The organism is Paraflavitalea sp. (genome assembly GCF_059502485.1).
Genome location: NZ_JCACET010000010.1, coordinates 800,213 through 825,617, shown reverse-complemented (window position 1 = coordinate 825,617; position 25,405 = coordinate 800,213). Strand labels below are relative to the sequence as shown.

Below are 25,405 nucleotides of genomic sequence, written 5' to 3'. Positions count from 1 at the left end.
TGTCCTGATATTTTATTATCTTCCGAATAGATTGCTTGCTATCCAACCAAATCAGTCTGCATTATGCCGATACGGGTAGCAATTAACCACAGGACCACCTACAAGTACGACCGGGCAGTTTCACTGTCGCCCCATGTCTTCCGGCTGAGACCGGCAGTACATTCACGCACGCCCATCGAAGCTTATTCTTTCAAAATTTCCCCGCAGGACCATTTTATCAATTGGCAGCAGGACCCCTTTGGCAACTTTCAGGCGAGGGTAGTGTTTCCGGAAAAAACGACGGAACTGGATATCCAGGTTGAAGTGATTGCCGATATGGTGGTCATTAATCCCTTCGATTTTTTTGTCGAAGAGTACGCGCAACATTTCCCCTTTACCTATCAGCCCCACCTGGCGGCAGAATTGGCGCCTTACCTCGAAAAAGCAGAAAGCGGTCCCTTGCTGAAACAATGGTTAGAAGGTATTGATAAAGACCCCAAAGGCATCATCGACTTCCTGGTATACATCAATCAAAAATTGAACAAGGACATCGGGTATACCGTGCGACTGGAAACAGGCGTACAGACCTGTGAAGAAACATTGTCCAAAGCATTAGGATCATGTCGTGACTCGGGATGGCTGTTGGTACAAATCCTTCGGCACCTGGGGCTGGCGGCCCGGTTCGTTTCGGGATACCTGGTGCAATTGACTGCTGATATAGCCTCGCTGGATGGCCCTTCAGGCCCGGCCAACGACTTTACAGACCTGCACGCCTGGACAGAAGTATATATCCCCGGTGCAGGATGGGTAGGTATGGACCCCACGTCCGGATTATTTGCCAGCGAAGGCCATATACCGCTGGCCTGCGCACCCCACTATGTGAGCGCGGCCCCGGTAGTAGGCGCTACAGACAAATGCGAAACGGAGTTTTTCTTTGCCAATACGGTGACGCGAATCCATGAAGATCCCCGCGTCACGAAGCCCTATTCGGCTGAGCAATGGGCGGTCATCGATGCCACTGGCTACAAAGTAGATGAAGACCTGCTGGCTGGCGATGTGCGGCTGACGATGGGAGGAGAGCCCACCTTTGTTTCCATCGACGATATGGAATCGGCCCAATGGAACACGGAAGCTGATGGCAAACAGAAAAGAGTATTGGCCCACGACCTCATCTTCCGGCTGCGAGATCAATTCGGCCCTGAAGGAATGATCCATTATGGACAGGGAAAATGGTATCCCGGTGAGCCATTGCCGCGTTGGCAATACGGATTGTATTGGCGCAAGGACAAGGTACCGATGTGGAAGAACAGTCGGCTGATCGCACATGAAAAAACATCCGGAACATATACCACTGCCGATGCAGAGCGGTTTATGGCAACACTGTCCCGCCACCTCGGCGTAGGAGAAGAAAATGCGAGCGCTGTATATGAAGACCCCTTTTATCTTTTATGGACTGAAGGGAAGATGCCCGTCAATGTAGATCCTTCTAAATTGAATTGGAAAGACCCATTGGAACGCAGAACACTTTATCGCACGCTGGATGAAGGTGCAGGCGGTCCTGTTGGTTATACGCTGCCATTACAATGGGATTATTACAACAGCAAATGGAAGAGTTCGAAATGGATACTGGCGAGGGAATCTGTTTTCCTGATGCCCGGTAATTCACCGATAGGGTTGCGTCTTCCGTTGGAATCCTTGCCGCTTGTTGCTAAAGAACATGCACCGCAACAAGTAGAGCGCAGTCTGTTTGAAGAGCTGCCGCCATTGACCGACTACGCAACTACTGCAACCGCCCGCTTTGATATACCGTATGAACCTGCCGTGCAAAGAATCGCTGAGCAAAAGACCAATGAACCCGCAGCTTCATCAGAACAATTTTCATCAACCATCAAAACGGCATTGTGCGTAGAAGCGCGGGAAGGCATCATCTATATTTTCATGCCGCCCACGGATTACCTCGAGCATTACCTCGATGTGTTGGCAAGTATTGAAGCTACTGCCGAAAAACTGAATATCCCTGTGCGCATCGAAGGATATGAACCACCACGCGATTATCGGATCGAACGCTTGGTAGTTTCGCCCGACCCAGGTGTGATCGAGGTAAATATTCATCCTGCCAATAGCTGGAAGGATTTATCATCGACCATCGATACGTTGTACGAACAGGCATTCCTGTCGCGCCTGGGTACGGAGAAGTTCATGCTGGATGGCAGACATACCGGCACAGGTGGTGGCAATCATATCACCATCGGAGGCGCAAAGCCGGCTGATAGCCCCTTGTTAAGAAGGCCCGATCTGCTGAGAAGTTTCGTTACTTACTGGCAGCATCATCCCGGACTTTCCTATTTATTCTCCAGCGCTTTCATTGGCGCCACCAGCCAGGCGCCACGCTTGGATGAAGGGTTGCACGAGAAGCTATATGAAATGGAGATCGCATTTAGTCAGGTGCCGGAGAGTGGTTTCATTCCTTTCTATCTCGTAGACCGTATCTTCAGGCATCTACTGACCGATATAACAGGCAATACTCACCGCAGCGAATTTTGTATCGACAAACTCTATTCTCCCGACAGCTCATCCGGACGATTGGGCATTCTTGAGTTCCGTGCTTTTGATATGCCGCCCCACCGGCAGATGAGCCTGGTGCAAATGTTGCTCATACGCGCATTGATCGCCAAATTCTGGAAGAAGCCCTATAAGAAAACCCTGGTACGATGGGGTACAGAACTGCACGATAAATTCCTGTTGCCCCACTATGTGAAGGAAGATTTGCAGGAAGTAGTTAATGATCTTAATGAAGCCGGCTATCCTTTCCACATCAGTTGGTTTGATCCCTTCCTTGAGTTTCGTTTTCCCCGCTATGGAACCATTACACTACAGGGCATCGAAATGGAAATACGGATGGGCATCGAACCCTGGAATGTATTGGGAGAGGAGATGACGGGTTCCGGCACATCGCGTTATGTGGATTCTTCACTCGAGAAGTTGCAGGTAAAACTCTCAGGCTTGAATGGTGATCGCTATGCGCTCCTCTGCAATGGTCGCCGCATTCCGCTCACCGCCACAGGCGTTAAAGAAGAGTATGTATGCGGCGTTCGCTACCGTGCCTGGCAGCCTTACTCTGCCCTCCATCCAACAATAGGTATCGATGCACCGATCACTTTCGATATCATCGACACTTGGAATGGTCGTAGCATCGGTGGTTGCACCTACTATGTATCTCACCCCGGCGGCCGTAGCTACGATGTATTTCCGGTGAATAGTTATGAAGCGGAATCGAGAAGAGGCAATCGGTTTGCAGTCACAGCTTTCAATCAGGAGGTATTGCAGCCTACGCCCGATCTGCGGGGATTGAGTCGCTACATAAAACAAGACAGACTTCCTTTTATATGCGATCCACCTCCCGAAGAGATCAACAAAGAGTATCCTCATACGTTAGACCTCCGGCGCTTCCGCAAGAACCGTTGGTTAGGAGAATAGTGCTTTAGGCACGCAGGAGGGGCTGACAAAGCTTATGGATGAATTGTAGTTTTTCTATAGCAGGAGGAGAGATCACAAAGGGATAAAAGTCTGGATGCCCCATGCTGCGGTTGAGGCTGTTGACGGCGAAGCACAGTGGCAACCACCGGTTTACCAGTTTGTTGAAATCAGTAATACCATAAGGCTCTTTCAGGATGCTGGCCCGGATGCCCGAGGTTTTATCAAGCTCCACCGGATCGATCTTAATGCCAAAAGACCAGGCCGTTTCCAGTGTATCCATCATGTGCAGGTAGTGCGCCCAGGTTTCTGCCCAGTCTTCCCAAGGATGGGCGGTGGCGTAGGGACTAATAAAACGTTGGTTCCAATCGGCCGGCGCTCCATTTTCATAGTAGGTAGCCAGGGCTGCTGAATAATCCTGTCGCTCATCGCCAAACAGTTGCCGGTATTTTTTGAGGACGGGCTTATCCCTGATCAGCATATCCCAATAGAAATGGCCCGATTCATGGCGGAAATGCCCCAGTAGTGTCCGGTACCGTTCGCCAAGATCATACTTATTCTTTGCCCGCTCCGCTTCGTCGGCCTCGGCAACATTGATCGTGATGATGCCATTGTCGTGTCCGGTCATTACCTTGTCGCCGGTAGGGGTATCAGCCATAAAATGGAAGAGCAGTGATTCCGTTCTTTCTTCAGCTGCTATTTCAAAAGGAAGCTTCAGCCGCAGCAGAGAATAGATGAGGCGGTGCTTGGCCACCTCTGTGTTTTTCCACCTCAGTAGGTTAATGTCATTATCCAGGTCCGGGATCACCCGGTTCATGGCGCAAGCCACACAAAAGCTCGAAGCATCTTCCGCAGGCAGCAGCCAGTTGCAAACGCCATGCGCCGCATTGCTGCAATACTTATATACTTTGCTGTCGTCTGATGAATGGGTAAAGAGAGCAGGATCAGTGCCTTGCGGTTTCAACGTGATCATGGTCAACGTGACGGGGTCGAAGCCCACGGGGTGATCGCAATGGAGGCATTTCGAATTCTCGAAATACAAAGTGTTGCTACAATTGGTGCAGGTATATACTCTCATGATGGTTTGTGCGCATCGTGCATTGCAACAACCATACCACGGCCAACCGGTGTTGCGCTCAGCGGACCCGGCTCACATCTACCGACACCGACAACGTGTGCGTGCCGCTGCTGAGCAGGATGCCCCGCATAGGTGCGATGTCTGCATAGTCCCGTCCCCAGCCAATGGTAATGTGTTGATCTCCCGGCATGATGTTATTGGTAGGATCGAAATCGACCCAGCCCAGGTGGGGGATGTACACGCTGAACCACGCGTGTGAAGCATCTACGCCAAAGAGTTTTTCCACGCCGGGCGGAGGTACAGTTTCTATATAGCCACTCACATACCGTGCAGGCAGTCCTACCGACCGGATGCACGCAATAGCGAGGTGGGCAAAGTCCTGGCACACACCCTTGTGTTCACGCATCACTACTTCGAGGGGCGTACTCACCGTAGTAAAGCCGGGCGTAAACTTGAAATCAGTATAGATGCGTCGCATGAGATCGATGGTGGCTTCCAGCACTGCCCGGCCAGGTTGAAAGGATTGGCGTGCATAAGCAGCGATCTCCATATTGGAAGCCGTCATGGGCGTTTCGAAAATATATTGGCCGATGTCTGCTGCCTCCTGCTTGTTCTCCTGTAGCAGTTGTTTTACTTTCTCTATAGTGGCATTGCCATACAGACCGATCTCCCTGGCAGCCGCTACCCGTTTCTCGATCAACGAAGACACTTTTACCGACAGCTGCGCATGTTCCTTTTCAATAGAGAAATAAGTCACCTTATTGCCGAAAAAATCTTCATACTCCTGTATGTTGTCCGGCTCAGGATGAATTTTCACGACCACGGAGTTGCAGACCTGCGAATAGGTATGCCGCGGCGTGAGCCGGAGCACGTTGTAGCATAAGCTCACCGGCTCATTATAGGTATAGGTGGTATGATGGGTGATCTTGTATTTCATAGCACATCAAAACTCCGGGAAGTCGATTCGTGTTTAAAATAAGTTTTGGAGATCACGTCGGGTATGGTGGCCAGCAGTCCGTACATCCGGGTTAAGAACTCATCCAGTTGCGTATAAGTATCTTCTGTGCCCGGTGTCGACAGCGAATCCTTATCCGATAATTTCAGCAACGTGTCTGCTTCGAGGATCAATCTTTCATAGCCGGTTAATGAATGTCCTGCCTGATCTTTAGGCAGGTGTTTAAGATGAACAGTGAGCCGGTTGATCAGGTGTGTCAGCGACCGCGGGTTGTTGGGATCGAACAACATAAAATCCAGCACCAGTCGCTTGTCGATCGGCTGCCGGTATTTGTACCGGTAATTTACAAGACACTCATGGCTCATCAGCACACTTTGCTGGAGGTGATAATCCACCTGGTCGTTGGTTTTGTTGACGAGTGTGGTGCGCAGCATGGTAAGCAACAGCAGGCTTTGCTCGATTTTCCGGCCTGTATCGAGTACACGCCAGCCCTGTTCACGGGAAATACTTTCCCTGTTCAACCCGATGAAGGCGATGATAAAAGTGATGAGGTTATCGAGCGTATGCAACATGCGGATATGACCGTGGTGCGAAAGCGGAATATCCTGCGCCAGTTCCTCCTCCATCGTACGCAATACCCGCCAAGTGTCTGTAGACCAGTGATCCCTTACTTCATGAATGGCGCGTTGAAAATGCAGAAAATTATACTTGATGCCACCGGTTCTTTTGGCATTCAGTAGCACATCCTTCAATTCTTCCCAGGGTTGCGCTAATTGTTCTGCGCTATCTGGTCCTGTGAAGCCCGGATAGGTAAAGGTATTTTGCGTCAATGCTTCCAGCAGGTATTTCTCAGTGAGCTGCGTACTGTCGGTAGCCAGCTTATTGCCTTCTGCAAGGAACTGCATCACCGTGCGCAGAAAGCGGGCATTGCCGAGCACACGCTCCGTGTAGCGGCCCACCCAGAACAAATTCTCAGCAGCATGACTGGTGAGGTTGTCTTCTTCCGGAGCATTGTAGCCGGCCACTTCCTTCAGCACATTGAAATTGCGGGAAGCTTCCGGCGAAAGGATCCAGGCATCTTTACTGAATCCGCCCGATTGATTGGAGATGATGAAATTGCCCTGATCGGAAGAAGTGCGGCAGAGCCCGCCTTCCATGGCCACATAATTTTCTCCGCTGCTCACGAGGAAGCTGCGGAATAATACCTGCCGTGGTTCTATATGTCCGTCGATCAGCGATGGGGTAGTAGAGATAGCAACCTTCTCCTGGCCTACATAAAGCGCCGGATTGGCGAGGATACGCGCTTTCAATTGTTGCAATTGCGCAGCGCTGAGTGATGCGCCATCTATCGATGAGCTACCGCTGGGATGGCGATAGATAGTCTTAATGACGAGCGAGGGTAAATGATTCAGTACATACTTCAATTCTTTGGGTTGTCCGCACCACCAGGAGGCAATCGTGGGGATCAGCAGATCCTCCGACAAAAAGAAGCGCGCCATCGACTGAAGGAAAGGCATCAGTCCGGGGTTTTCCAGGATACTGCTGCCGATGGGATTGGCAATAGTCACATGGCCGCTCCGTACGGCCTGTAGCAGTCCGGGAACACCCAATTGCGAATCGGCTTTGAGTTCCAGCGGGTCACAATAGTTATCATCTACCCGGCGGAGAATAACATCTACACGTTCAAGGCCTCCCATGGTTTTCAACCACACGAAGTTGTCCTTTACAACGAGGTCATTGCCCTGCACAAGGGTAAAACCGAGGTAGGAAGAAAGATAAGCATGTTCAAAATAAGTCTCATTGCTGGAGCCCGGTGTCAAGATCACGATCCGCGGCGAAGAGGGTTGACGTAATCGGCCTCGTTGCTGCGGCGCCAGTTCAGTAAGACTCTGCTGCAGCGTATTGAAATAAGGAGAGAGGTGACGCACTTTCAATCCATCGAAAAGCTCAGGCACCACGCGCGTCATTGCTGTCCTGTTTTCCAGTGCATAGCCTGAACCGGAAGGCGCTTGTGTCCGGTCGTTTACCACCCACACACGTCCGTCCCTGCTTCGGGCAAGATCGGCGGAATACATGACGAGGTGATGGCGTCCGGGCAGCTTTATACCACAACATTGACGTAGAAAACCGGGATGATTATACAACAGTTCAAAAGGAAGTATGCCATGGCGGATCAGCTTTCTGTCGCCATAAATATCTTCAAGGATGGCGTTGAGCAGTTGAGCCCTTTGCTGCAGGCCGGCTTCGATAGACGTCCACTCTTCCTTGCTCATGAGAAAGGGGATCATATCCAGCTTCCAGGGACGGTTCAGGCCCGATGGATCACCATAAATATTATAGGTAACGCCATTCTCTCTCATCAGGCGTGTCAGGTCTTCATTGCGGGTCGCTATTTCATCATTGCCCAGCCGGGAGTAAGATTGGAAAAATGTTTCCCAATGCGGAGGCATTTTCTCTTCCACGCCAGTCGTACCGGGTAGCTTAGCTTGGTCGGCAGTTTGATCCATGGCCCTAAAAATAGCAATTTTAGAGTGACTGAATGGCCTGCATATTTAGTATATTCAGCTTTTTAGCCCAACCAGTACACTTATGAGACAACACCTTGCATTCCTTTTACTGCTGACCATCCATTTTTCGCTGAGTGCCCAGGTTGGTGAAAGAACTTCCCGCTACGATCCAAAGGATATTTTCCCGGCACTACCGTTCCTGCCAGCCGGCAATAGCTACCGTACAGCCAGCGGTGAGCCCGGTCCGGCCTACTGGCAAAACCGTTGCAGTTATACCATCGACGTGGCGTTGGATGATGAACGCAATACGATCCAGGGTACTGAGCTGATCACGTATACCAACAATAGCCCCCGTCCGCTGTCGTATCTGTGGCTGCAACTGGACCAGCAGGCATTCAAGGCGCATTCAAAAGGATTGGACGCAAAACTTTTCCTCGATAGCAATCAGGCAAAGCTGCAGAAAACTTTCGAAGGAGGCTTTGCCATCAGGTCCATTCAATTGATCACTAAAAAAGCGAATAAGACAGATACAGTAAAAGCCGACTACCTGATTGATGACACCCGTATGCAATTGCGTTTATCGCAACCCTTGGCTGCTGGCGCCACCATCAATATCAGGATCATTTACAGCTATCACATACCCCGGTTTTTCTATAACGCTGATTTCAATGTCAACAGAACGGACATTATGCCTACGGCAAACGGCAATATTTATTCCATGGCACAGTGGTATCCACGGTTGTGTGTGTTGGATGATGTGGAAGGATGGAATACCCTGCCTTACCTTGGTAATGGAGAGTTTTACCTCGAGTATGGTGACTTCAACGTGAATATTACCGTGCCATCCGCTTATATCGTATCGGCGTCCGGTGAATTAGTAAACCCGACAGAAGTATTGCCCCCGCTACAGTTGAAGCGGTGGCAGCAGGCGCAGAACAGCGATACCAAAGTCTTTATCCGCACACCGGAAGAAGTGACGGACAAGGCTTCAAGACCTGCCAAACCAAACTGTACCTGGAAATTCAGGATCAATAATGCCCGTGATTTTGCCTGGACAGCTTCGAAGTCGTTTGTATGGGAAGGCATCCGCATCAACCTGCCGGGCGGTAAAAAAGCATTCGGTATTTCCCTGTATCCGGTAGCTTCCAAATTGCCCCAAAGCTGGGACAGGTCAAGCGAATACATCAAATACTCCATCGAATACTTTTCGAAAAAATGGTACCCTTATCCCTACCCATGTGCGGTAAATGTAGCTTCCAACCTCGATGGTATGGAGTATCCCGGTATTGTATTTTGTTCGGCAAGAGATATTGGCAACGATTACTGGCGCGTGGTAAACCATGAACTGGGCCACACCTGGTTTCCCATGATCGTCGGAAACAACGAACGCAAATATGCCTGGATGGATGAAGGCCTGAATATGTTTATAGACTACCTCGCCTGTGAGGATTTTAACCAGGGAGAGTTCAAAGGATATGCACCTTTAGAGCCGCCAGCAGCTGCTTACTTTGCCGATAGCGCAGTGTCGATACTCACAAGGCCCGATGCGATCAAAGGAGATCAGGTATTGCCGTCACAATACTTAAAAGTAGCTTATCTGATGGGCTTGCTGCGCAACCATATTGTAGGGCCCGACCGGTTCGATTATGCGTTTCGTCATTACATCAGCCAATGGGCCTTTAAGCATCCAACGCCGTGGGACTTTTTCCGTTGTATGAACAGTGCAACCGGCGAAGACCTTACCTGGTTCTGGAAAGCCACATTTATAGAAAATTACAAACTCGATCAGGCAATAGCCACTGTAAATTATAGTGCTGCCAAAGGAGTAGAGGTGACCATTGACAACCTGGAGAAAGCCGCTATGCCATTGATCCTTGAAATTACCACCACCAGCGGTAAAAAAACGAAACATACTTTGCCGGTAGAGATTTGGCACTATGATCACCGCTATGTATTTAAAACAGGCATTATGGAACCTGTTGCCAGTGTGGTCATAGATCCTGACAATATATTCCCGGACATTAACAGAGGCAACAATGTCAAATAACGAAGGAGCATTTTTGCCATTACAGCTATGATCCAATAGCTTTACAGCGAATACATTCAACCAATTCCGAAAAATGCTACACGATCCGCTATTTGCATACATTGAATCTAAATCATCCTCGAAGCTGAACGATGAAGAAAGACAGCTTGTGCAGCAGGCGTTCAAAGCGAAGCATTTACGGAAGCGACAATATCTTTTGCAGGAAGGCGACGTATGTAAGTATATGGCTTTTGTGACAAAAGGAGCCGGAAGAATGTATTCTGTAAATGAAAGCGGACAGGAAATAATCATCCGTTTTGCCATTGAGTCGTGGTGGCTGGGAGATTATGAAAGCTACAACGTACACGCGCCTTCGCTGTACAATATTGACATGATCGAAGATGCAGACCTGCTCCTGATCAGCTACGAACAGCTGCAGCAGTTGCTGAAAACAGTTCCTGCTATCGATCTGATGATCAGAGAAATTGACCGCAAAGGAGCCATTGCCACACAAAAACGTATTCACTCCGCTATTAGCCTTGGTGCCGAAGAACGGTACAACCAGCTTGTGAAAACCTATCCGGAATTATTGCTGCGGTTTCCACAAGGTATGATCGCTTCCTACCTGGGCATCTCTCCCGAAACCCTGAGCCGGATCAGGAAAAATGCCATGCACAAGTAAGAACATTTATCTACTTATCACTTTTGCGGTGCATCTAAAAAAAGATGCAGTGACTTGATCTTATTGTCTTCAATAATAGCTATATCCATTCCTGTAGCCACAGGCGTTTGACCCGGTATACCAAGGTTCCAGGAAATATGCTGGATCTGGTGGTTTACTTTCGATGGTTGGTTCAATTCGAATTGAAATTCCAAAGGCCATTTCGATTGCAAGGCGGTGATCAACTCATTGATGGCCTGATAGCCTTGAATAGCAGGACCTTCGTTTGTTTCATAAAAAGCGATGTCCGCAGCGTAAATCGATTTCATGGCTTCCAGTCTCTTCTCCGCATTCCTGTCATTCCAGATAACCAATAAGCTGTCTTCCAATAATCTTGCCTTGTTTTCCATATACTTTGTTGTTTGATAGGTCAAAGCTATGGAGATGTAAAGCCTTTCATCTTGAGGTAGGTCAAAAAAAGGAAATGACAAATGTCAAGAGATCGTTACTGGCTAACCTTTCGATCTAAAAAGTCTCTTATGACTGCAACTATTTCATCCCCCTGACTTTCGAGCGCAAAGTGCCCCGCATCAAACAGGTGGTACTCGAGATTCTTGACATCTCTTTTATAAGCCTCGGCGCCACCCACCGGAAATATATAATCATTTTTTCCATACACGATCAGCATCTCGGGGTTATGATCACGAAAATACTGTTGCCAGGCAGGGTACTTAGGCGGGTTCGTTCCATAATCATAAAACATGTCCAATTGGATCTGGTCGTTTTCTGGTCGCTCCAAATGACGTAGATCGATTTCCCAGTTATCAGGGCTAACCACAGAAGTGTCAGGAACACCATGCGTATATTGCCACTTTAAACCATCAGGGTTGTGGAAGGTGCGTAAGGTATTTTCGGCCACCTTATCGTTCCGGTCTTTCCAGTAAGCCTTGATAGGATCCCAAAAAGTTTGCAGCCCCTCTTCGTAAGCACAGCCATTTTGCACAATTAAAGTCTCGATGTTTTCCGGCCGCTTCGAAGCAATCCGCCATCCAACCGGTGCGCCATAATCCATCAGGTAAAGACTGTACTTCGTAATATTCAACTTCGCAAGCAGAGTTTCAATAATAAGCGCATAATTGTCAAACGTGTAAGAAAATTCAGCTATGGGAGGTTGCTCGCTCCTGCCATATCCGGGATAATCGGCTGCGATCAGGCGATACTTGTCCGATAGATCATGCATCAGATTCCTGAACATGTAGGACGACGCAGGATATCCATGCAAAAGGACGAGCGTGGGTGCGTCTTTAGGCCCCGCTTCGCGGTAAAAAATGTTGACCCCATTGATGTCGATAAAGTGATAGGTAGTTTTATTTTTCATTTGTTCTGAGATTTAGTTGATGCATTCAAAAGTAGAATGGTTACACCGATTCTTACTATCAGAACAATGATAGCGGAGACCCAAAAAAATAATAAGGTGTATCAATATTGAAATTCCGGTCAGCTTCCATGTACAAAATATCTGCCAGCATCGGATTGCTTTGCTATATTGCACCTGTTCATGCAAGCAGTAAGCAATAAACGCCGTGGTTTACCCGTCCAGGAATTGCTGGATGGGCAGTTCGTTCGTGTCACCAGGCTGCATAAAGACCTCAATCATCTCTCCATAACGCCCCATCGCCATGATCACTACGAATTGTTGCTGATCACTGACGGCACAGGCTCCCACGCCATCAATTTCAAAGAATACGATATAAAACCTAAGCGCCTTTATTTCCTGCACCCCGGACAAGTACACCTCATCAAAGAGTTTGATCGCGACGGATGGCTGATCATGTTTGGGGAAGAACTGCTAAAGAGATATGTAAACATTCATCCACAGGAAGAGGGTAGAGGGTTGTTGGATGCATATGCCTCAAAGCCCTATATCGATCTGAACGACCAATTGCTGACGGTTACCCATTTTATCATCATGCAATTGCGTGCTGAACAGGTGGCACCGCAAACGAACGTCAACATGATACTGCACTATGTCTCGTTACTGTTGTTGCAATACAATCATGAGCACAACCTGCAGCATCCCCTGCAAAATACTAACCTGGCGCAGCGTGAATTGCTTCACCGCCTCAAACAACTGATCGAAAAATATTTCCGGCAGGAACACCAGGCCGCCTTTTATGCCCAAACACTGCGTACAGATATCAAAAAGCTGAACAATATTTGCCGCGCTTCCACAGGACTCACGGTTTTTGAACTGCTACAGGAACGGCTTATCACAGAAAGTAAGATATTGCTGCAAACAACCGTACAGTCGGTTAAAGAGATCAGTTACGATCTGGGATTCAACGACCCCGCTTTCTTCGGCCGCTTCTTTAAAAAACATACCGGCGTAACCCCCGCCGACTTCCGCCTTGCCCGTCCGATATAGGCCATAGATCACCCGAAATGTACCAGATCAGGGTTGGTCGCCTGTATAATTTTGCAGCATGTCAGAACAAAGAAAAGTCGTGAAGGCCATCATATGGGGAGTAATGGCATCGCTGTTTTTATCATCTACATTCATTATCAACAGCCTCATTACAGGTTCCGGAGGTCACTGGGCCTGGACCGCTGCATTGCGCAGTATCTTCCTCATTCCCATCCTTGGCATAGTAGTATTCCTGGCGGGACAATTAAAAACAACAATAGCAGCAATAAAACAGGCACCCCTTATTTTCATAAAGTGGGGGCTCATAGGGTTCGGATGCCTGTACACTTTGCTGTCCATCGCTTCGTTATGGTCGCCCGGCTGGATGGTAGCTGCAACATTCCAGGTCAATATCCTCGCAGGCATCCTGTTGGCGCCCCTCATTTATCCTGACCATCGCAAGATCATACCCAAAAAAGCATTGATCATTTCCGTGGTCATCCTGTCGGGCGTATTTATCATGCAATTGGAGAAACTTAGGGAGTTACAGTCCATAGGCTATACGATCCTGAGCTTTTGTCTGGTGATAGTCGGAGCAGTCGTTTGGCCACTGGGCAATCGCCGCCTGATGGTAGACCTCGAACAAAAAGGCCTTCAGCTGAACGCATTGCAACGTGTGTTGGGAATGAGCATTGGATGCCTGCCGTTATTGATCATATTGAGTGTGATCGGCTATATAAAAAGCGGCCCCCCAACAATGGTGCAGTTTGAGGCGTCTATTCTTTCAGCATTGTTTTCCGGTTTCCTCGGAGGAGTAGGCTTCTACCAGGCCACCCAGATCGTGAGTAAAAATACAGTAGCCCTTGCGGCTATAGAAGCCACACAAGCCTTTGAAATATTATTTACACTGATTGGTGAAATGATCCTGACAGGAGCGCAGTTCCCCGGCGTGTATGCACAGATTGGGTTCTGTGTGGTGTTGATTGGTATTAGTATTCATTTTTGGAATACCTGGCGGCATGCAGGGGCATCAGTTAAACGATTGCCTGAATTGTAAAGGAGAGATCTTCGCCTTTACCTTGAAAAACCGGCTAAAGGATTGCGAATGTTCAAAGCCAAGTTGATAAGCGACTTCCGAAATGGTTAGGCTGGTAGTAGACAATAGTTCCTTGGCTTTCTCGAAGAGTTTCTCATGAATAAATTGCTGGGCATTCTGTCCAACGAGTGAACGAAGCATATCGCTCAGGTAGCTGGGAGAAAGGTGCAATTGTTCCGACAGGTACTGAACAGTAGGTAGCCCCTGGTTGGAAGAAGAGTCATCATTAAAGTAGTTATCCAGCAATGCTTCCAGCTTTACCAGTAGATCGTTGTTTACTACTTTCCGGGTAATGAACTGACGCTTATAAAACCGGTTCGAATAATTGAGCAGTGACTCGATATGAGAGATCATTACATCCTGGCTGAAATCATCGATCCGGCTGTTCAACTCTTTTTCGATCATGCCGAAAATGGACATGATCGTTTCCTTTTCCTCTCCGGAAAGGTGCAATGCCTCGTCAGCCGAGTAAGAAAAGAAGCCATACTGTTTGATCTTTTTGGCCAAAGGGTAATGCAACAGAAAATCCGGGTGTATCAGTAAAGTATAGTGCGAACAATCGATGGTTTGATAATCGTTGTCATGGCTGCCAATAAGCTGGCCTGGAGCAGCAAACAATAACCCACCTTCGGAGAAATCATAATAGCGCTGACCATATTTTAGCTTCGCACTTTGTTTGGGCTTATACGATATCTTATAAAAACGCAGCACATGCGAGCCGGGAGGCATCGTAAGTTCGGTGCGAGCCCCGTTGAGGAGGCTGATCAACGGATGTTGGGGATTGGGTAGCCCCATAATCCGGTGAGCTTCAGACAGTGAGTCGAACTGGAGAGGTCCCTGTACTTCTTTTTTCATCTTCATCCTTATATAACATGATAACCGATAAAAAGATCGGTTATCATGCTGAATTGCTTATTTGGTTTCACCCTGAGCCGAGGCGGACACGGTGTCCCAGGCTTCCCAGGTAGCCAGTCGTTCTGCATACACCGCCCGTAAGCCAGGCAGATTGTTGCTGCCCAGGTTGAACCTAAGTGGGGGATTGTCAGCATCCACCATTTTGAAGAGCGCGCCTGGAGTAGCATTCGGGTCACCCCTTTCAAGCGTGCTCAACCCGCTAAAGAATTGTGTTTTGAAATCCGTGTAGATGTCCAGCCCCGCTGAAAACTTCAAAGACTCCTGGCTGCCAAACTCGGTAGCATAAGCGCCAGGCTCTACCAGCGTTACCTGGATACCGAATGGCTTAACCTCGGCCGCCAGACTTTCATGGAGTGCCTCGAACGCCCATTTGGAAGAACAATAATAGCCGATGACTGGGTACACGATATGCCCAACATTGCTTGAAACGCCAATGATATGCCCATACCCTTGCTTTCTCAGCAGCGGCAAGGCTGCCTGGATCACCGCCAGCGGACCGAAAATATTCGTCTCATAAAGCGCCCGTACATCATCAGCCTTGGTTTCTTCGATCGTGCCCACCAGGGCATACCCGGCATTGTTGAGTATAATATCCAGCTTTCCAAAATAAGCGTGTGCTTGTGCCACGGTGGCTTTCACTTGTTCCGGGTTCGTTACATCGAGCTCTAGCGTCAGCACGTTATCGCCATATTTTTCTTTGAGGTCTGCAATGCTCGACAGCTTGCGGGCAGTAGCCGCTACCTTGTCGCCCCGCTTAAGCGCGGCTTCAGCCCAAACACGTCCAAAGCCCCGCGAAGTTCCTGTCATAAACCAGATTTTGCCTGCCATATACTTGTGTTTTTAAGATTGAACACAAAGCTCGGCAGATGCTTTTCAACACTTGTAGCTTAATCGGGGGACTTTGTAACCAATCCCCTTTTTCTACCAACTTGGCTACAACTTACACCAGGATGGCAACATTTTCCTGCACTTTCATCGGCAGCTTTGTAGTACAATTAAAACACCGTTATGGACATCAAAGCATTTATACAGGATTGGTTGGCTACCGGCAATGCCTACGACACCGATAGCTACCTGAAGAAATACCATAAAGATGCTACACTCGATGATCCGTCTGTAGGCAGCAGCTTTGTCGGTCATGCAGGCATCCGGAGATATTTTGAAGACTACTTCATTGGCTATAAAACCCAAACCCGGCTGGTTAAACTGGACATCATCGATAAGAATTCGGCGCACATTGAAGTGGAGTTTACAGGTGAATTTCCGGGAAAAGTGCTCGGGGGGCTATTCGAGCTCACGTTCCGTGGCGAAAAGATTGCGTACGCAAAAGCTGAATTGATTTGATCCGCCCACTTCAATCTTTGATTTTCATAAGCCGGCCTTTGATTTTACTATACCGGTAATTCGGCTATCAAAGCAGCTTTGATTATGGCACCCGAAATACAACTATTCAGGAATTTGCAGGAAACCTTCCGGGCAATGGGGTTGGATGATACACTGCTGCCCGGCGCCGGTGATTTCACGATCATCGACCTCAAAAAGGCATTACCGCAGCTGCCTTTTAAATCCCCTGGCTTTCGTCCCAATTACTTCTCCTTTCTGTTTGTAAAAGATGCCCGCGCCACCTATAAGATGGATGAGAGCAGCTTCGACCTCGGACCCGGCACGGTATTCTTTACAAACCCCGGACATTTCCGCTCCTTTGAATGGTACTCGATAGAAGAAGTATACCTGGTAGCCTTTTCAGAAGCATTCCTGAAAAAGAATACCCATTCCGATGTATTTGTAGATTTCCCGTTCCTGATCTCCGAAACAGTCGATCCACAAACATTGACCCAGTCAGCCTTTGCTTCCTTTGAACTGCTGTACCGGCAACTGGAAGAAGAGTTTAAGGTCGAATCGAAATACAAATACAAGATAGTGGCTCACCTGCTGGTGGTGCTCTTACTAAAGATCAAAGAAGCATTTTGGAACGATTACAATCCGGTGCAGGAAGGCAACAAAAGTTCCCGTATTGTAAAACAGTTCAAATCCAACCTCGAAATACACTTCCGTGAATTGGTCAATGGAAAGGCAGACAGGCAAATGCGTATCCGTGATTATGCCGACCAATTGAACCTCCACGAGAGCTACCTGGCCGCAGTGATCAAGACCAAAACAGGCAAGCCGATCCGTCAATGGATATCGGAAAAGATGATCACGGAAGCCAAACTACTGCTGCAACATTCTGAATCCTCCGTCAAGGAAATAGCCTTTCAATTAGGATTTCTGGAAACCACCCATTTCAGCAATTACTTCAAGAAACATGCGGCCGTTTCCCCGGTCGACTTCCGCAAGACCAATACATAACCCAGGATTCTTGACTTTTTGTATCACCTCCTCGGGATTTTGTACGTCGGAAGGGGCGTTGGGATAGCAAATTTGTAGGGTCAGATCAACCTAACAAACTATCCCACAGATTATGCAAACCAACAACACACAAATACCACTGGTGAGCGATCGTCACACAACATGGCTGATAAAACTATATGTCGATGAACCCTACGACCCCGGGCAATACGACCGGCCCAATAGGCGCGACTATTACAAAATTATATTGGTTACGCAGGGGAGTGGTGTGCTGTTGGCAGGCCCGATGCAATACAACATCACAGCTCCTGCCGTAATCTGTCTGCATCCACGCGATATCATTTCATGGAAACTGTACGACGAAGAACCCATTGTTGCAAAGGCAGTCTATCTCAGACAGGAAGCCTTGCGAAACGTTTCGGTGAGGTCCACGATAGAGCAATGCAGGTTATTCGATCAATCAGTACAACGGGTAGGCGGGGTACCGTCATCAAATGATCTTACCGTTCTGATGCAATACCTTATACTGATGCAGGAAACCGCGAATAAAAAAGAGTACCCGGTTGAATTCATGTGCGGCTACCTGCAGCTACTGTTTATTGAGATCAGACAACGTTGCTTTGCTGCACCTGTTGCAAGTGTTGCCAGTTTACCGGCACAGGTAAAACAGTTTTTCGAATTGCTGGACAGCGAAACGGCACAGTTGAGCGGAGTCAATCCGCTACGGCTGAAAACAGCCACGGAATACGCCACGCAGCTCGCTGTGCATCCCAACTACCTCAATGCGATCATAAAAAAGCACACAGGGCAGAATGTAAGCACCCACATAAAGACCAGGCTGGTAGAAGAAGCTAAATCCCTGTTATTACAAACAGATTGGACGATCAAAGAGATCAGCTATTTAATAGGATTCTCCGATCCGCCCAACTTCAGCATGTTCTTTAAAAGTAATACAGGACAAACACCTGCCGATTTTCGTAGCCGCTCGCTCCATATTTGATTTTCATAAAAACAGCTTTACTACTGATAATAAGATGGCCCCTTTTGAGGGCCATCTTTGTTATGTCAATGAGGCAATAAAACACTAACAATAAAAACTTTGATCATGACAATCACCACGCAACAAGCAGTCGAAGCCATCAACAAAGCGATGGCTAAAGGCCAGGAAATAGGAGTGCCAGCCAACATCGTTGTGCTCGACACAGCCGGCTACCTCAAATCATTTCAACGTATGGACGATGCCTACCTCGGCTCTATCGACATCGCGATAGGTAAAGCTAAAACAGCCATGCTCTTCAGGATGAATTCAGAAGAAGTAGGCGCCTTCCTCGATCCTGCACAAAAAACATTCGGCATGGTAGCTACCAATGGCGGCCTGGTAGGATTCAAAGGAGGAATGCCCATTCGTAGCGGAAACGAAATACTGGCCTACATCGGCGTATCCGGCGGATCACCCGATCAGGATTTTGAAATAGCCACCGCAGGAAGCACACTCGCATAACTCGATCGAAAACTTAAAACATAAACATTAATTACTAAAAAACTCAATCATGAAAACAATTCTTATTACCGGTGCAGGTACCGGTTTCGGTGAAGGCACAGCAATCGGTCTGGCCAAACAAGGTTACAATATTATCGCAGGCGTACACATCTCTGCCCAGGTAACTCCATTGCGCGAAAAAGCCCAGGCACTTGGTCTGGAGAAAAACCTTCGTGTAGAAAAGCTGGACATCAACAGTCCCTACGATGTAAAGTATGCATTGACATGGGATATCGACGTGCTGTTTAGTAACGCAGGCATTGGCGAAGCTGGTCCCGTTTTTGAAATTCCAATGGACCTGGTACGCGAAAATTATCAAACCAATGTATTCGCACCCTTGTCCTTTGCACAACAGTGGATCGACAAATGGATCAGGGCCAAAAAGCCAGGTAAGATCGTATTCACATCTTCTATGGGCGGCCTGTTTACCCCTGCTGGTTTTGGTATCTATGTATCTACCAAGCATGCACTGGAAGCAATTGCCGAAGCATTGCAGCAGGAGCTGAAAGCCTATAACATCAAAATACAAACCATTAACCCCGGCCCATACCTCACAGGTTTCAACGAAACGATGGCCGAAACACCATTCCGTTGGTTGGATGACAGCAAGAACTTTACGAAAAAGGCGGATCTGCGCGCCACATTCGACAATATGTTAGGAAAGCCCGAAGGACGCCTCGATGCCAACGAAATGATCGACGCCATGATCAAAATAGTGCCGGCCGATACCGGTAAATTCAGGAATGTCGTGCCTAAGGCAATTGAAGACATGCTGAAAGAAAGCCAGCAGAAGGCATGGGAGAACACGATATAATAGTGCGGCGGAGCCTTCGAAAGAGCGGGACAATGTCCTGCTCTTTTTTTAGCCGTCATCTTTGAAATTCATAAGAGGTACTTTGATGCGCATAGGAATGATCCTGGCGGTTGACAGACCTTTACCCTGAAAAAGAGCGAACATGGAAAAGCAAAAGGTTTGGGTGGTATGTGGAGCAGGTGAGAGTATCGGGCCGGCCACCGTACAGTACTTGTTGCTGAGAGGACAAAAAGTAGTAGCCATACCATCGTCATATACAGATCGGGAGAAAGACTTGAAGATATACCAGGCAAAATTCCCAATGGCAGATATACGCCTCACGAATATTTTTCATTCACCGGATACAGAAAAAGCGGTCCGCCAGATAATAGAACAATACGGAAGAATCGACAGGCTGGTCAACATAGGCGACGGCGGACTGCTGAGTCTGTACGTATTATCGGCCATGCAAAAAGCCGGGAAAGGCCACATCATTCAATTCCTGGATAACGAAAGTGACAACAACGTCGGGTTGAAGCAACCCATTCTTAATCTGTCTCCCGTTAACGCAGAAACAGGAGGGGTACTCTACAGTGTTATCGAACCCGGCCTGTTTTTTCAATCCATGCTCTACCATCAATCAAATGACAAAACTTAAAAACGATCATGAAAAAGATATTCCACCAGCTATCGATGATAATAGTGGTATTTAGCACAACAATGACTTTAGTGCCTTTCGCAACGTCGGCGCAGCAGCCCACAACTGAAAATAATAAGAAAGTAATAAGAGAAGGATTCGACAAATGGGCCAGCGGAACAGGCAGTTTCTTCGATCTGCTGGCAGATGACATGCAATGGCAGATAACAGGTAGTACGGTATTATCTAAATCTTACACCGGCAAAAAGCAGTTTATAGAGGAAGTAATTGTCCCGTTGAATCAACGTCTTACAAAGAAGATTGTTCCCGCGGTAAAATACCTGTTTGCAGAAGGAGATTGGGTCGTTGCTTTATGGGATGGGCAGGCAACCGCTGCTGATGGAAAGCCGTACAACATGTCGTATGCCTGGTTTATGCAGCTGAAAGAAGGGAAGATCACGAATGTCATCGCCTTTTTGGATGGCATTAAGTTCGATGATATTCTCAGGCGCATTCCGCTGCAGTGATAGGGCAACCGGCCTGGGTTGAGCGGTTAAAGCAGTAATACCGGTTTGGGTAATAATTCTTATTTTTAAATAACGGTTAGAAAGCATGACAACGCTGGACAAAAAGAAGATCGATCACCTGCGCGATTTGCCGGAAATGATCCCGGTAATGCGGGATTTCTATGAACCCTGGGTGGTACGCGTGTTCGATCGTGAACAACATGAATGCCGCAATTACCTGTCTCCCAACCGGCGCGATTTTTTCAAGATATTGATAGTGACCAAAGGGATTGGTCTCTTCACCACCGGTCTCAACACATATTACATCGACAAGCCAACCATTCTGTTCATTCATCCGGCAGACATTATCACCTGGAAAAACCTCACGCCGGGCGAAGTGGGTGGCTATTATGTACTCTTCCGTAAAAAATTGGCCGATGAACAGGCACTGCTAAAAGCCGCTATTGATAAGTATGGTTTGTTCAGCGATAACAAGCGAAAAGTGATCCGCCTCACGGAAGAGCGCACCGCAACCATCTGCGCATTGTTCCAAAAAATGAAGGCCGAAGAATTGGCAGGGCAGCGATACAACGAAGATGCCATCCAGATGTATATACAGCTGTTGATGTTGGAGGCAAGCCGCGACGCTAGTTTTCCGGAGCCCGATTCCGTGAGTGAAGAATACCGCCACGTACATGCCTTTTTTAACCTGCTCGAACAGGAAACGGCCCAGATCAATTACGATCACCCCATCCGTTTGCGCACAGCCAAAGAATTTGCCTCCTCACTGGCCATCCATCCCAATCACCTCAATGCACTCCTTAAAAAACATACAGGTGAAAATGTAAGCACCCATATTAAGAACAGGCTGCTGGAAGAGTCGAAGGTGTTGCTCCTGCATACCGACTGGACATTGCAGGATGTTGCTATGAGCATTGGCTTTGCCGATCAACCCAACTTCAACCAGTTCTTTAAAAAGCATACTGGTCTCACGCCAAGCTCCTTCCGCAAAGGCTACCAGGAATAGTACTTACTATACTCTTCTCTATACATGCGCAGGCCCGCTTCCATCCAACGAAACGGGCCTGCGCTTTTTCTTTTTTACTGGCGCAAGTATGTATCAGGGTGGGTCGCCCTCCAAAGGGCGGCTCACCCTGATACAAGAACTGGCTGCGTCGTTACTGGCTCGTTACTGGCGCAAGTATGCAGCCAGGCCACTGCGCGTGGCGTACTTGTGCCCAAGCTGGAAGGCGTACTTGTACCAAACGAAGACACCTCCCTTTGATTTTAATAAAAACACGTTTGAATACACTATCGGCCTGGGCTCCTGTTTGAACCATCTTTGAGTTATCAAAATCAACAACAAAATAGTCAATTATGAAACAGATGATTAAAACAGCGATCGCCGCCATGGCGCTGATCCTGGTAGTAAACACTACAAATGCACAACACAAAGACGAATCAACCGGCTTCAATATGCCGAAACTGAACCCTTCCAGCCCATTGGCGGATGTATCTGGTAACCATGTAGGCCTTAGGGTGCCCGATTACGAAGCAGCCAAAAAATGGTGGACAGAGAAGCTGGATTTCCGCGTGATTCACGAATGGCCCTATGCCGATGAAAAGCTGGCTTACCTGGCGCCCGCTAATGACAACAGCTTTTGGGTAGAGATACTGGCAGGCGGAAAATTGAAGCCGCAACCCACCTATAAAGACCTTGCCGAGAGCCTCGAAACACCAGGCCTGCACCACATTTGTATCCACGTAAAGAATATCGAGAAAACAGTGGCCGAACTGAAGAAAAGAGGTGTAACAATGGTGGGTGATATTTTCTACCTGAAAGACATTACCCGTAAGCTGGCCTTTATTGCCGATCCCTGGGGCAATTTGATCGAACTGTCAGAGGTAGTACTGGAAAAACCTAAAGCTTCCGCTGCTACAGCACCCACCACGTCGAAAACAGACGTGGTGACGATGCTGGTGAAGGTAGCGGCGAAACCCGGCAGTATTGCCAATGCAACAAAAGCCCTGCAGGAAGATGTACAGGGCGCCTGGACCGAAGACGGTAATTATAAAATGGAATTGTACAGCGATAAAAAAGCACCGGCAGACTTCTACCTGTACGAACGCTGGCAAAATCGCGAACAGTTGGAAGCACACTTCGCCAAAGACTACACAAAAGCAGCCTTTGCTTTGGCAAACGGTGACCTTACAGCACCCATCCAGTTAAATTACTTAACCGAACTGTGGCCCGATAACAGGCAACAAATAAAAGAAGCACACCAGCCACTGGTAACACTGATCATACGCTTCCGCGTAAAACCAGGCAAAGAAGCTGCAATGATCAAATCCTTTGAGCCCTTTGTTTCACGCGTAAGAAAAGAGACAGGTAATATAGATTTTCACTTCCACACTGTTAACGACAATAAAAACGAGTTTGTATTGTACGAACGTTGGGAGAATCAGGCGGCCTTTGATGCACACAATGCACTGGCGTCCACCAAAGCAATGGTAAGCCAGCTAGGCAATATCCTCGAGGGCCCCATTCAAAACATGATTGTTTTTGCAAGCGATATCAGCAAGTAATTATAAAAAACAGGTTAAAACAAAATAAAATGAAAAAGAAAGTTTGGTTGATTACAGGATGCTCCACAGGCTTTGGCCGTTCCATCGCACTGACTGTTTTGAAGTCCGGCGCACGGGTAGGAGTGGGAGCGCGCAAGTATGAAGATGTAAAAGATATCGTCAGTGCTTTCCCGGAAACAGCAATGGCTTTGAAGCTCGATGTGACCAATGAAGCAGAAGTGAAGACAGCCGTGGCAGATCTGGTAGATCAGTTTGGCGCCATCGATGTATTGGTAAATAATGCGGGTATTGGATATTTCGGTTCCATTGAAGAAAGCGACGAAGCAGAAGTGCGTCGAATGTTCGAGATCAATTTCTGGGGACTTTCTAATGTAACACGTGAAGCGCTGCCCTGGATGCGCAAACAACAATCCGGACATATCATCAACATTGCATCGATCGGTGGTTTAACGTCTTTCCCCGCGTTGGGATATTACCATGCTACCAAATATGCAGTAGACGGATTTTCAGAAGCGCTGTTTAAAGAAGTATCCCCGCTGGGCATTCAGGTAACAATAGTGGCGCCCGGTGCATTTCGCACAGATTGGGCAGGCCGCTCAGCCAATGAAGCCCCGGCAAACATTGCAGCCTATGCAGCAACAGCAGGCGCCACGATGCAATGGTTACGCTCCATCAACGGAACACAGCCCGGCGATCCTAACCGCGCTGCAGAAGCAATATTGAAAGTAACAGAAACAGTTAACCCGCCATTACGGCTGCTCCTCGGACAGGATGCTGTAGATGCTGCCTATGAAAAACTGGAGCTGTTGAAAAACGACTTCGACACTTGGAAGGCGACAAGCCTTGATGTCAATTACGGCTTACGCTGAAGCCACTCAAACGACTTTCCATCCGCTTCCAGTACATCCTCTCCGCCCTTTACGGTCTTAAACTTCAAACCCACGACCGCCGTTGCCCGGGGAGCCACACGATCATCCGAATAGTGCGTATGTACTACGTAATACATACGTCCTTGTTTATCGGTATATACGTCACCATGGCCGGAACCATTGTGACCAACCGTTTGCCGGCTGATGATAGGGTTGCCGGTATATTTCTTCCAGGGGCCGATAGGAGAGGAAGAAGTAGCATAACCTACGGCGTAATCCTTATTCCGGAAATCGTTGGATGAATAGATGAGGTAGTAAACATTTTTATGTTTCAACACAGTGGGGCCTTCTGCTACCGGCCACTCGGATTTTGCCGTGTTTTCCCAGCCTTCGATACTGGCAATGCATTCCTTTTCAGTACCGGGGATGATGTCCGACAGATCAGGTTTCATTTCAGTCACAAAGATCCGGTTACCATTTTGCAGCTTCACATGATAGAGATAAACCTTGCCATTGTCGAAGAATATAAACGGGTCTATCTGTTTACCTGTCCCGCTTAAGGGAACAAGTGAGTCTTGTTTGAATGGGCCAGCAGGACTGGAAGCCCGGGCGATGGCTATCTGTTCATTGGCAGTATATGCCATATAGTAGTTGCCCTTATAAGTAAAAATTTGAGGTGCCCAAAAACCTTTGTTGCCAAATGCTTCACCACGCCTTAACGCAAAGCTGTCTTTTGGGTGTTGCCAGGTTTGCAGGTCGGCAGACTCATATACCAGGAACCCCTGGTTGCTGCTGGTACCATACAAATAGTATTTCCCTTTGTCTGCAAAGATGGTCGGATCAGCCAAAAATATAGAAGCTTGTTGAGCCACACTTGTTGTGCCCAATAATATGCTTGTTCCGGTAATAACTGCCTTGAGAATACCTTTTAAATCTCCCATGCGATAAATATAGAGAAATATCGCTTTGAAATTCATAAAAGAAGCTTTGATATCGCTCCGGCGAAAAGGAAGCACTTGAGCAAACTTTG

General features: G+C 47.9%; 23 protein-coding genes. 15 read left to right on the top strand and 8 right to left on the bottom strand.

Annotated features, from left to right (window positions below; all coding sequences use genetic code 11):
- Window positions 1-63: 63 nt before the first annotated feature.
- Window positions 64-3,456 (top strand): transglutaminase family protein, encoded by a 3,393-nt coding sequence (locus AC5JBY_RS20675; RefSeq protein ID WP_495906552.1) that lies wholly within the window; start codon window positions 64-66, stop codon window positions 3,454-3,456.
- A gap of 4 nt (window positions 3,457-3,460) precedes the next feature.
- On the opposite strand, the gene AC5JBY_RS20670 is transcribed toward AC5JBY_RS20675, so the two are convergent.
- Genes AC5JBY_RS20670 through AC5JBY_RS20660 form a run of 3 tightly spaced genes read right to left on the bottom strand, consistent with a single transcriptional unit; the run spans window position 3,461 to window position 7,993 of the window.
- Entirely contained in the window at window positions 3,461-4,531 is a 1,071-nt protein-coding gene (locus AC5JBY_RS20670; RefSeq protein ID WP_495906551.1) for a zinc-binding metallopeptidase family protein, read from the bottom strand.
- 58 nt (window positions 4,532-4,589) lie between these two features.
- On the bottom strand, window positions 4,590-5,468 hold the full coding sequence (locus tag AC5JBY_RS20665; RefSeq protein ID WP_495906550.1) for a transglutaminase family protein: 879 nt from the start codon (window positions 5,466-5,468) through the stop codon (window positions 4,590-4,592).
- The gene (locus tag AC5JBY_RS20660; RefSeq protein WP_495906549.1) at window positions 5,465-7,993 is read right to left on the bottom strand and encodes a circularly permuted type 2 ATP-grasp protein; all 2,529 of its coding nucleotides are present in this window, start codon (window positions 7,991-7,993) and stop codon (window positions 5,465-5,467) included. Before AC5JBY_RS20660 ends, AC5JBY_RS20665 begins: the two co-directional genes overlap by 4 nt.
- An 82-nt stretch (window positions 7,994-8,075) precedes the next feature.
- Here AC5JBY_RS20660 and AC5JBY_RS20655 point away from each other — a divergent pair, with 82 nt between their 5' ends.
- Window positions 8,076-10,040: a M1 family metallopeptidase gene (locus tag AC5JBY_RS20655; protein WP_495906548.1), complete on the top strand. Its 1,965-nt coding sequence runs from the start codon at window positions 8,076-8,078 to the stop codon at window positions 10,038-10,040.
- A gap of 73 nt (window positions 10,041-10,113) precedes the next feature.
- Entirely contained in the window at window positions 10,114-10,701 is a 588-nt protein-coding gene (locus AC5JBY_RS20650; protein WP_495906547.1) for a Crp/Fnr family transcriptional regulator, read from the top strand.
- 17 nt (window positions 10,702-10,718) lie between these two features.
- On the opposite strand, the gene AC5JBY_RS20645 is transcribed toward AC5JBY_RS20650, so the two are convergent.
- Window positions 10,719-11,090, bottom strand: a complete 372-nt coding sequence (locus AC5JBY_RS20645; protein ID WP_495906546.1) for a hypothetical protein — start codon at window positions 11,088-11,090, stop codon at window positions 10,719-10,721.
- Between the two features lie 95 nt (window positions 11,091-11,185).
- Entirely contained in the window at window positions 11,186-12,058 is an 873-nt protein-coding gene (locus AC5JBY_RS20640) for an alpha/beta fold hydrolase (RefSeq protein WP_495906545.1), read from the bottom strand.
- Window positions 12,059-12,238: 180 nt separating this feature from the next.
- On the opposite strand from AC5JBY_RS20640, the gene AC5JBY_RS20635 reads away from it, so the two are divergent.
- Window positions 12,239-13,105: a helix-turn-helix domain-containing protein gene (locus AC5JBY_RS20635; RefSeq protein WP_495906544.1), complete on the top strand. Its 867-nt coding sequence runs from the start codon at window positions 12,239-12,241 to the stop codon at window positions 13,103-13,105.
- 58 nt (window positions 13,106-13,163) lie between these two features.
- Window positions 13,164-14,141: a DMT family transporter gene (locus AC5JBY_RS20630; protein WP_495906543.1), complete on the top strand. Its 978-nt coding sequence runs from the start codon at window positions 13,164-13,166 to the stop codon at window positions 14,139-14,141.
- Here AC5JBY_RS20630 and AC5JBY_RS20625 read toward each other — a convergent pair.
- Together AC5JBY_RS20625 and AC5JBY_RS20620 are read right to left on the bottom strand one after the other, a co-directional pair.
- Window positions 14,115-15,035: a helix-turn-helix domain-containing protein gene (locus tag AC5JBY_RS20625; RefSeq protein ID WP_495906542.1), complete on the bottom strand. Its 921-nt coding sequence runs from the start codon at window positions 15,033-15,035 to the stop codon at window positions 14,115-14,117. The two genes, AC5JBY_RS20630 and AC5JBY_RS20625, sit on opposite strands and share 27 nt — an antisense overlap.
- Before the next feature lie 57 nt (window positions 15,036-15,092).
- The gene (locus AC5JBY_RS20620; RefSeq protein WP_495906541.1) at window positions 15,093-15,923 is read right to left on the bottom strand and encodes an SDR family NAD(P)-dependent oxidoreductase; all 831 of its coding nucleotides are present in this window, start codon (window positions 15,921-15,923) and stop codon (window positions 15,093-15,095) included.
- Window positions 15,924-16,103: 180 nt separating this feature from the next.
- On the opposite strand from AC5JBY_RS20620, the gene AC5JBY_RS20615 reads away from it, so the two are divergent.
- From AC5JBY_RS20615 to AC5JBY_RS20570, 10 genes are all read left to right on the top strand, one after another.
- The gene (locus tag AC5JBY_RS20615; RefSeq protein ID WP_495906540.1) at window positions 16,104-16,439 is read left to right on the top strand and encodes a nuclear transport factor 2 family protein; all 336 of its coding nucleotides are present in this window, start codon (window positions 16,104-16,106) and stop codon (window positions 16,437-16,439) included.
- An 84-nt stretch (window positions 16,440-16,523) separates the two neighbouring features.
- On the top strand, window positions 16,524-17,444 hold the full coding sequence (locus tag AC5JBY_RS20610) for a helix-turn-helix domain-containing protein (protein WP_495906539.1): 921 nt from the start codon (window positions 16,524-16,526) through the stop codon (window positions 17,442-17,444).
- Window positions 17,445-17,556: 112 nt separating this feature from the next.
- A complete protein-coding gene (locus AC5JBY_RS20605; protein WP_495906538.1) occupies window positions 17,557-18,444 on the top strand; it encodes an AraC family transcriptional regulator in 888 nt (295 codons plus the stop codon).
- Window positions 18,445-18,549: 105 nt separating this feature from the next.
- Window positions 18,550-18,945: a GlcG/HbpS family heme-binding protein gene (locus tag AC5JBY_RS20600; protein ID WP_495906537.1), complete on the top strand. Its 396-nt coding sequence runs from the start codon at window positions 18,550-18,552 to the stop codon at window positions 18,943-18,945.
- Window positions 18,946-18,994: 49 nt separating this feature from the next.
- Window positions 18,995-19,798: an SDR family oxidoreductase gene (locus AC5JBY_RS20595; protein ID WP_495906536.1), complete on the top strand. Its 804-nt coding sequence runs from the start codon at window positions 18,995-18,997 to the stop codon at window positions 19,796-19,798.
- A gap of 142 nt (window positions 19,799-19,940) precedes the next feature.
- Entirely contained in the window at window positions 19,941-20,435 is a 495-nt protein-coding gene (locus AC5JBY_RS20590; RefSeq protein WP_495906535.1) for an SDR family NAD(P)-dependent oxidoreductase, read from the top strand.
- Window positions 20,436-20,443: 8 nt separating this feature from the next.
- Window positions 20,444-20,941, top strand: coding sequence for a nuclear transport factor 2 family protein (locus tag AC5JBY_RS20585; RefSeq protein WP_495906534.1), 498 nt, complete (start codon window positions 20,444-20,446; stop codon window positions 20,939-20,941).
- An 85-nt stretch (window positions 20,942-21,026) separates the two neighbouring features.
- Entirely contained in the window at window positions 21,027-21,947 is a 921-nt protein-coding gene (locus AC5JBY_RS20580; protein ID WP_495906533.1) for an AraC family transcriptional regulator, read from the top strand.
- A gap of 350 nt (window positions 21,948-22,297) precedes the next feature.
- The gene (locus AC5JBY_RS20575) at window positions 22,298-23,506 is read left to right on the top strand and encodes an antibiotic biosynthesis monooxygenase (RefSeq protein WP_495906532.1); all 1,209 of its coding nucleotides are present in this window, start codon (window positions 22,298-22,300) and stop codon (window positions 23,504-23,506) included.
- A 29-nt stretch (window positions 23,507-23,535) separates the two neighbouring features.
- Entirely contained in the window at window positions 23,536-24,375 is an 840-nt protein-coding gene (locus AC5JBY_RS20570; protein ID WP_495906531.1) for an oxidoreductase, read from the top strand.
- On the opposite strand, the gene AC5JBY_RS20565 is transcribed toward AC5JBY_RS20570, so the two are convergent.
- Complete coding sequence (locus AC5JBY_RS20565) at window positions 24,360-25,352, bottom strand: glycoside hydrolase family 43 protein (protein ID WP_495906530.1); 993 nt, start codon at window positions 25,350-25,352, stop codon at window positions 24,360-24,362. The two genes, AC5JBY_RS20570 and AC5JBY_RS20565, sit on opposite strands and share 16 nt — an antisense overlap.
- Window positions 25,353-25,405 lie beyond the last annotated feature (53 nt).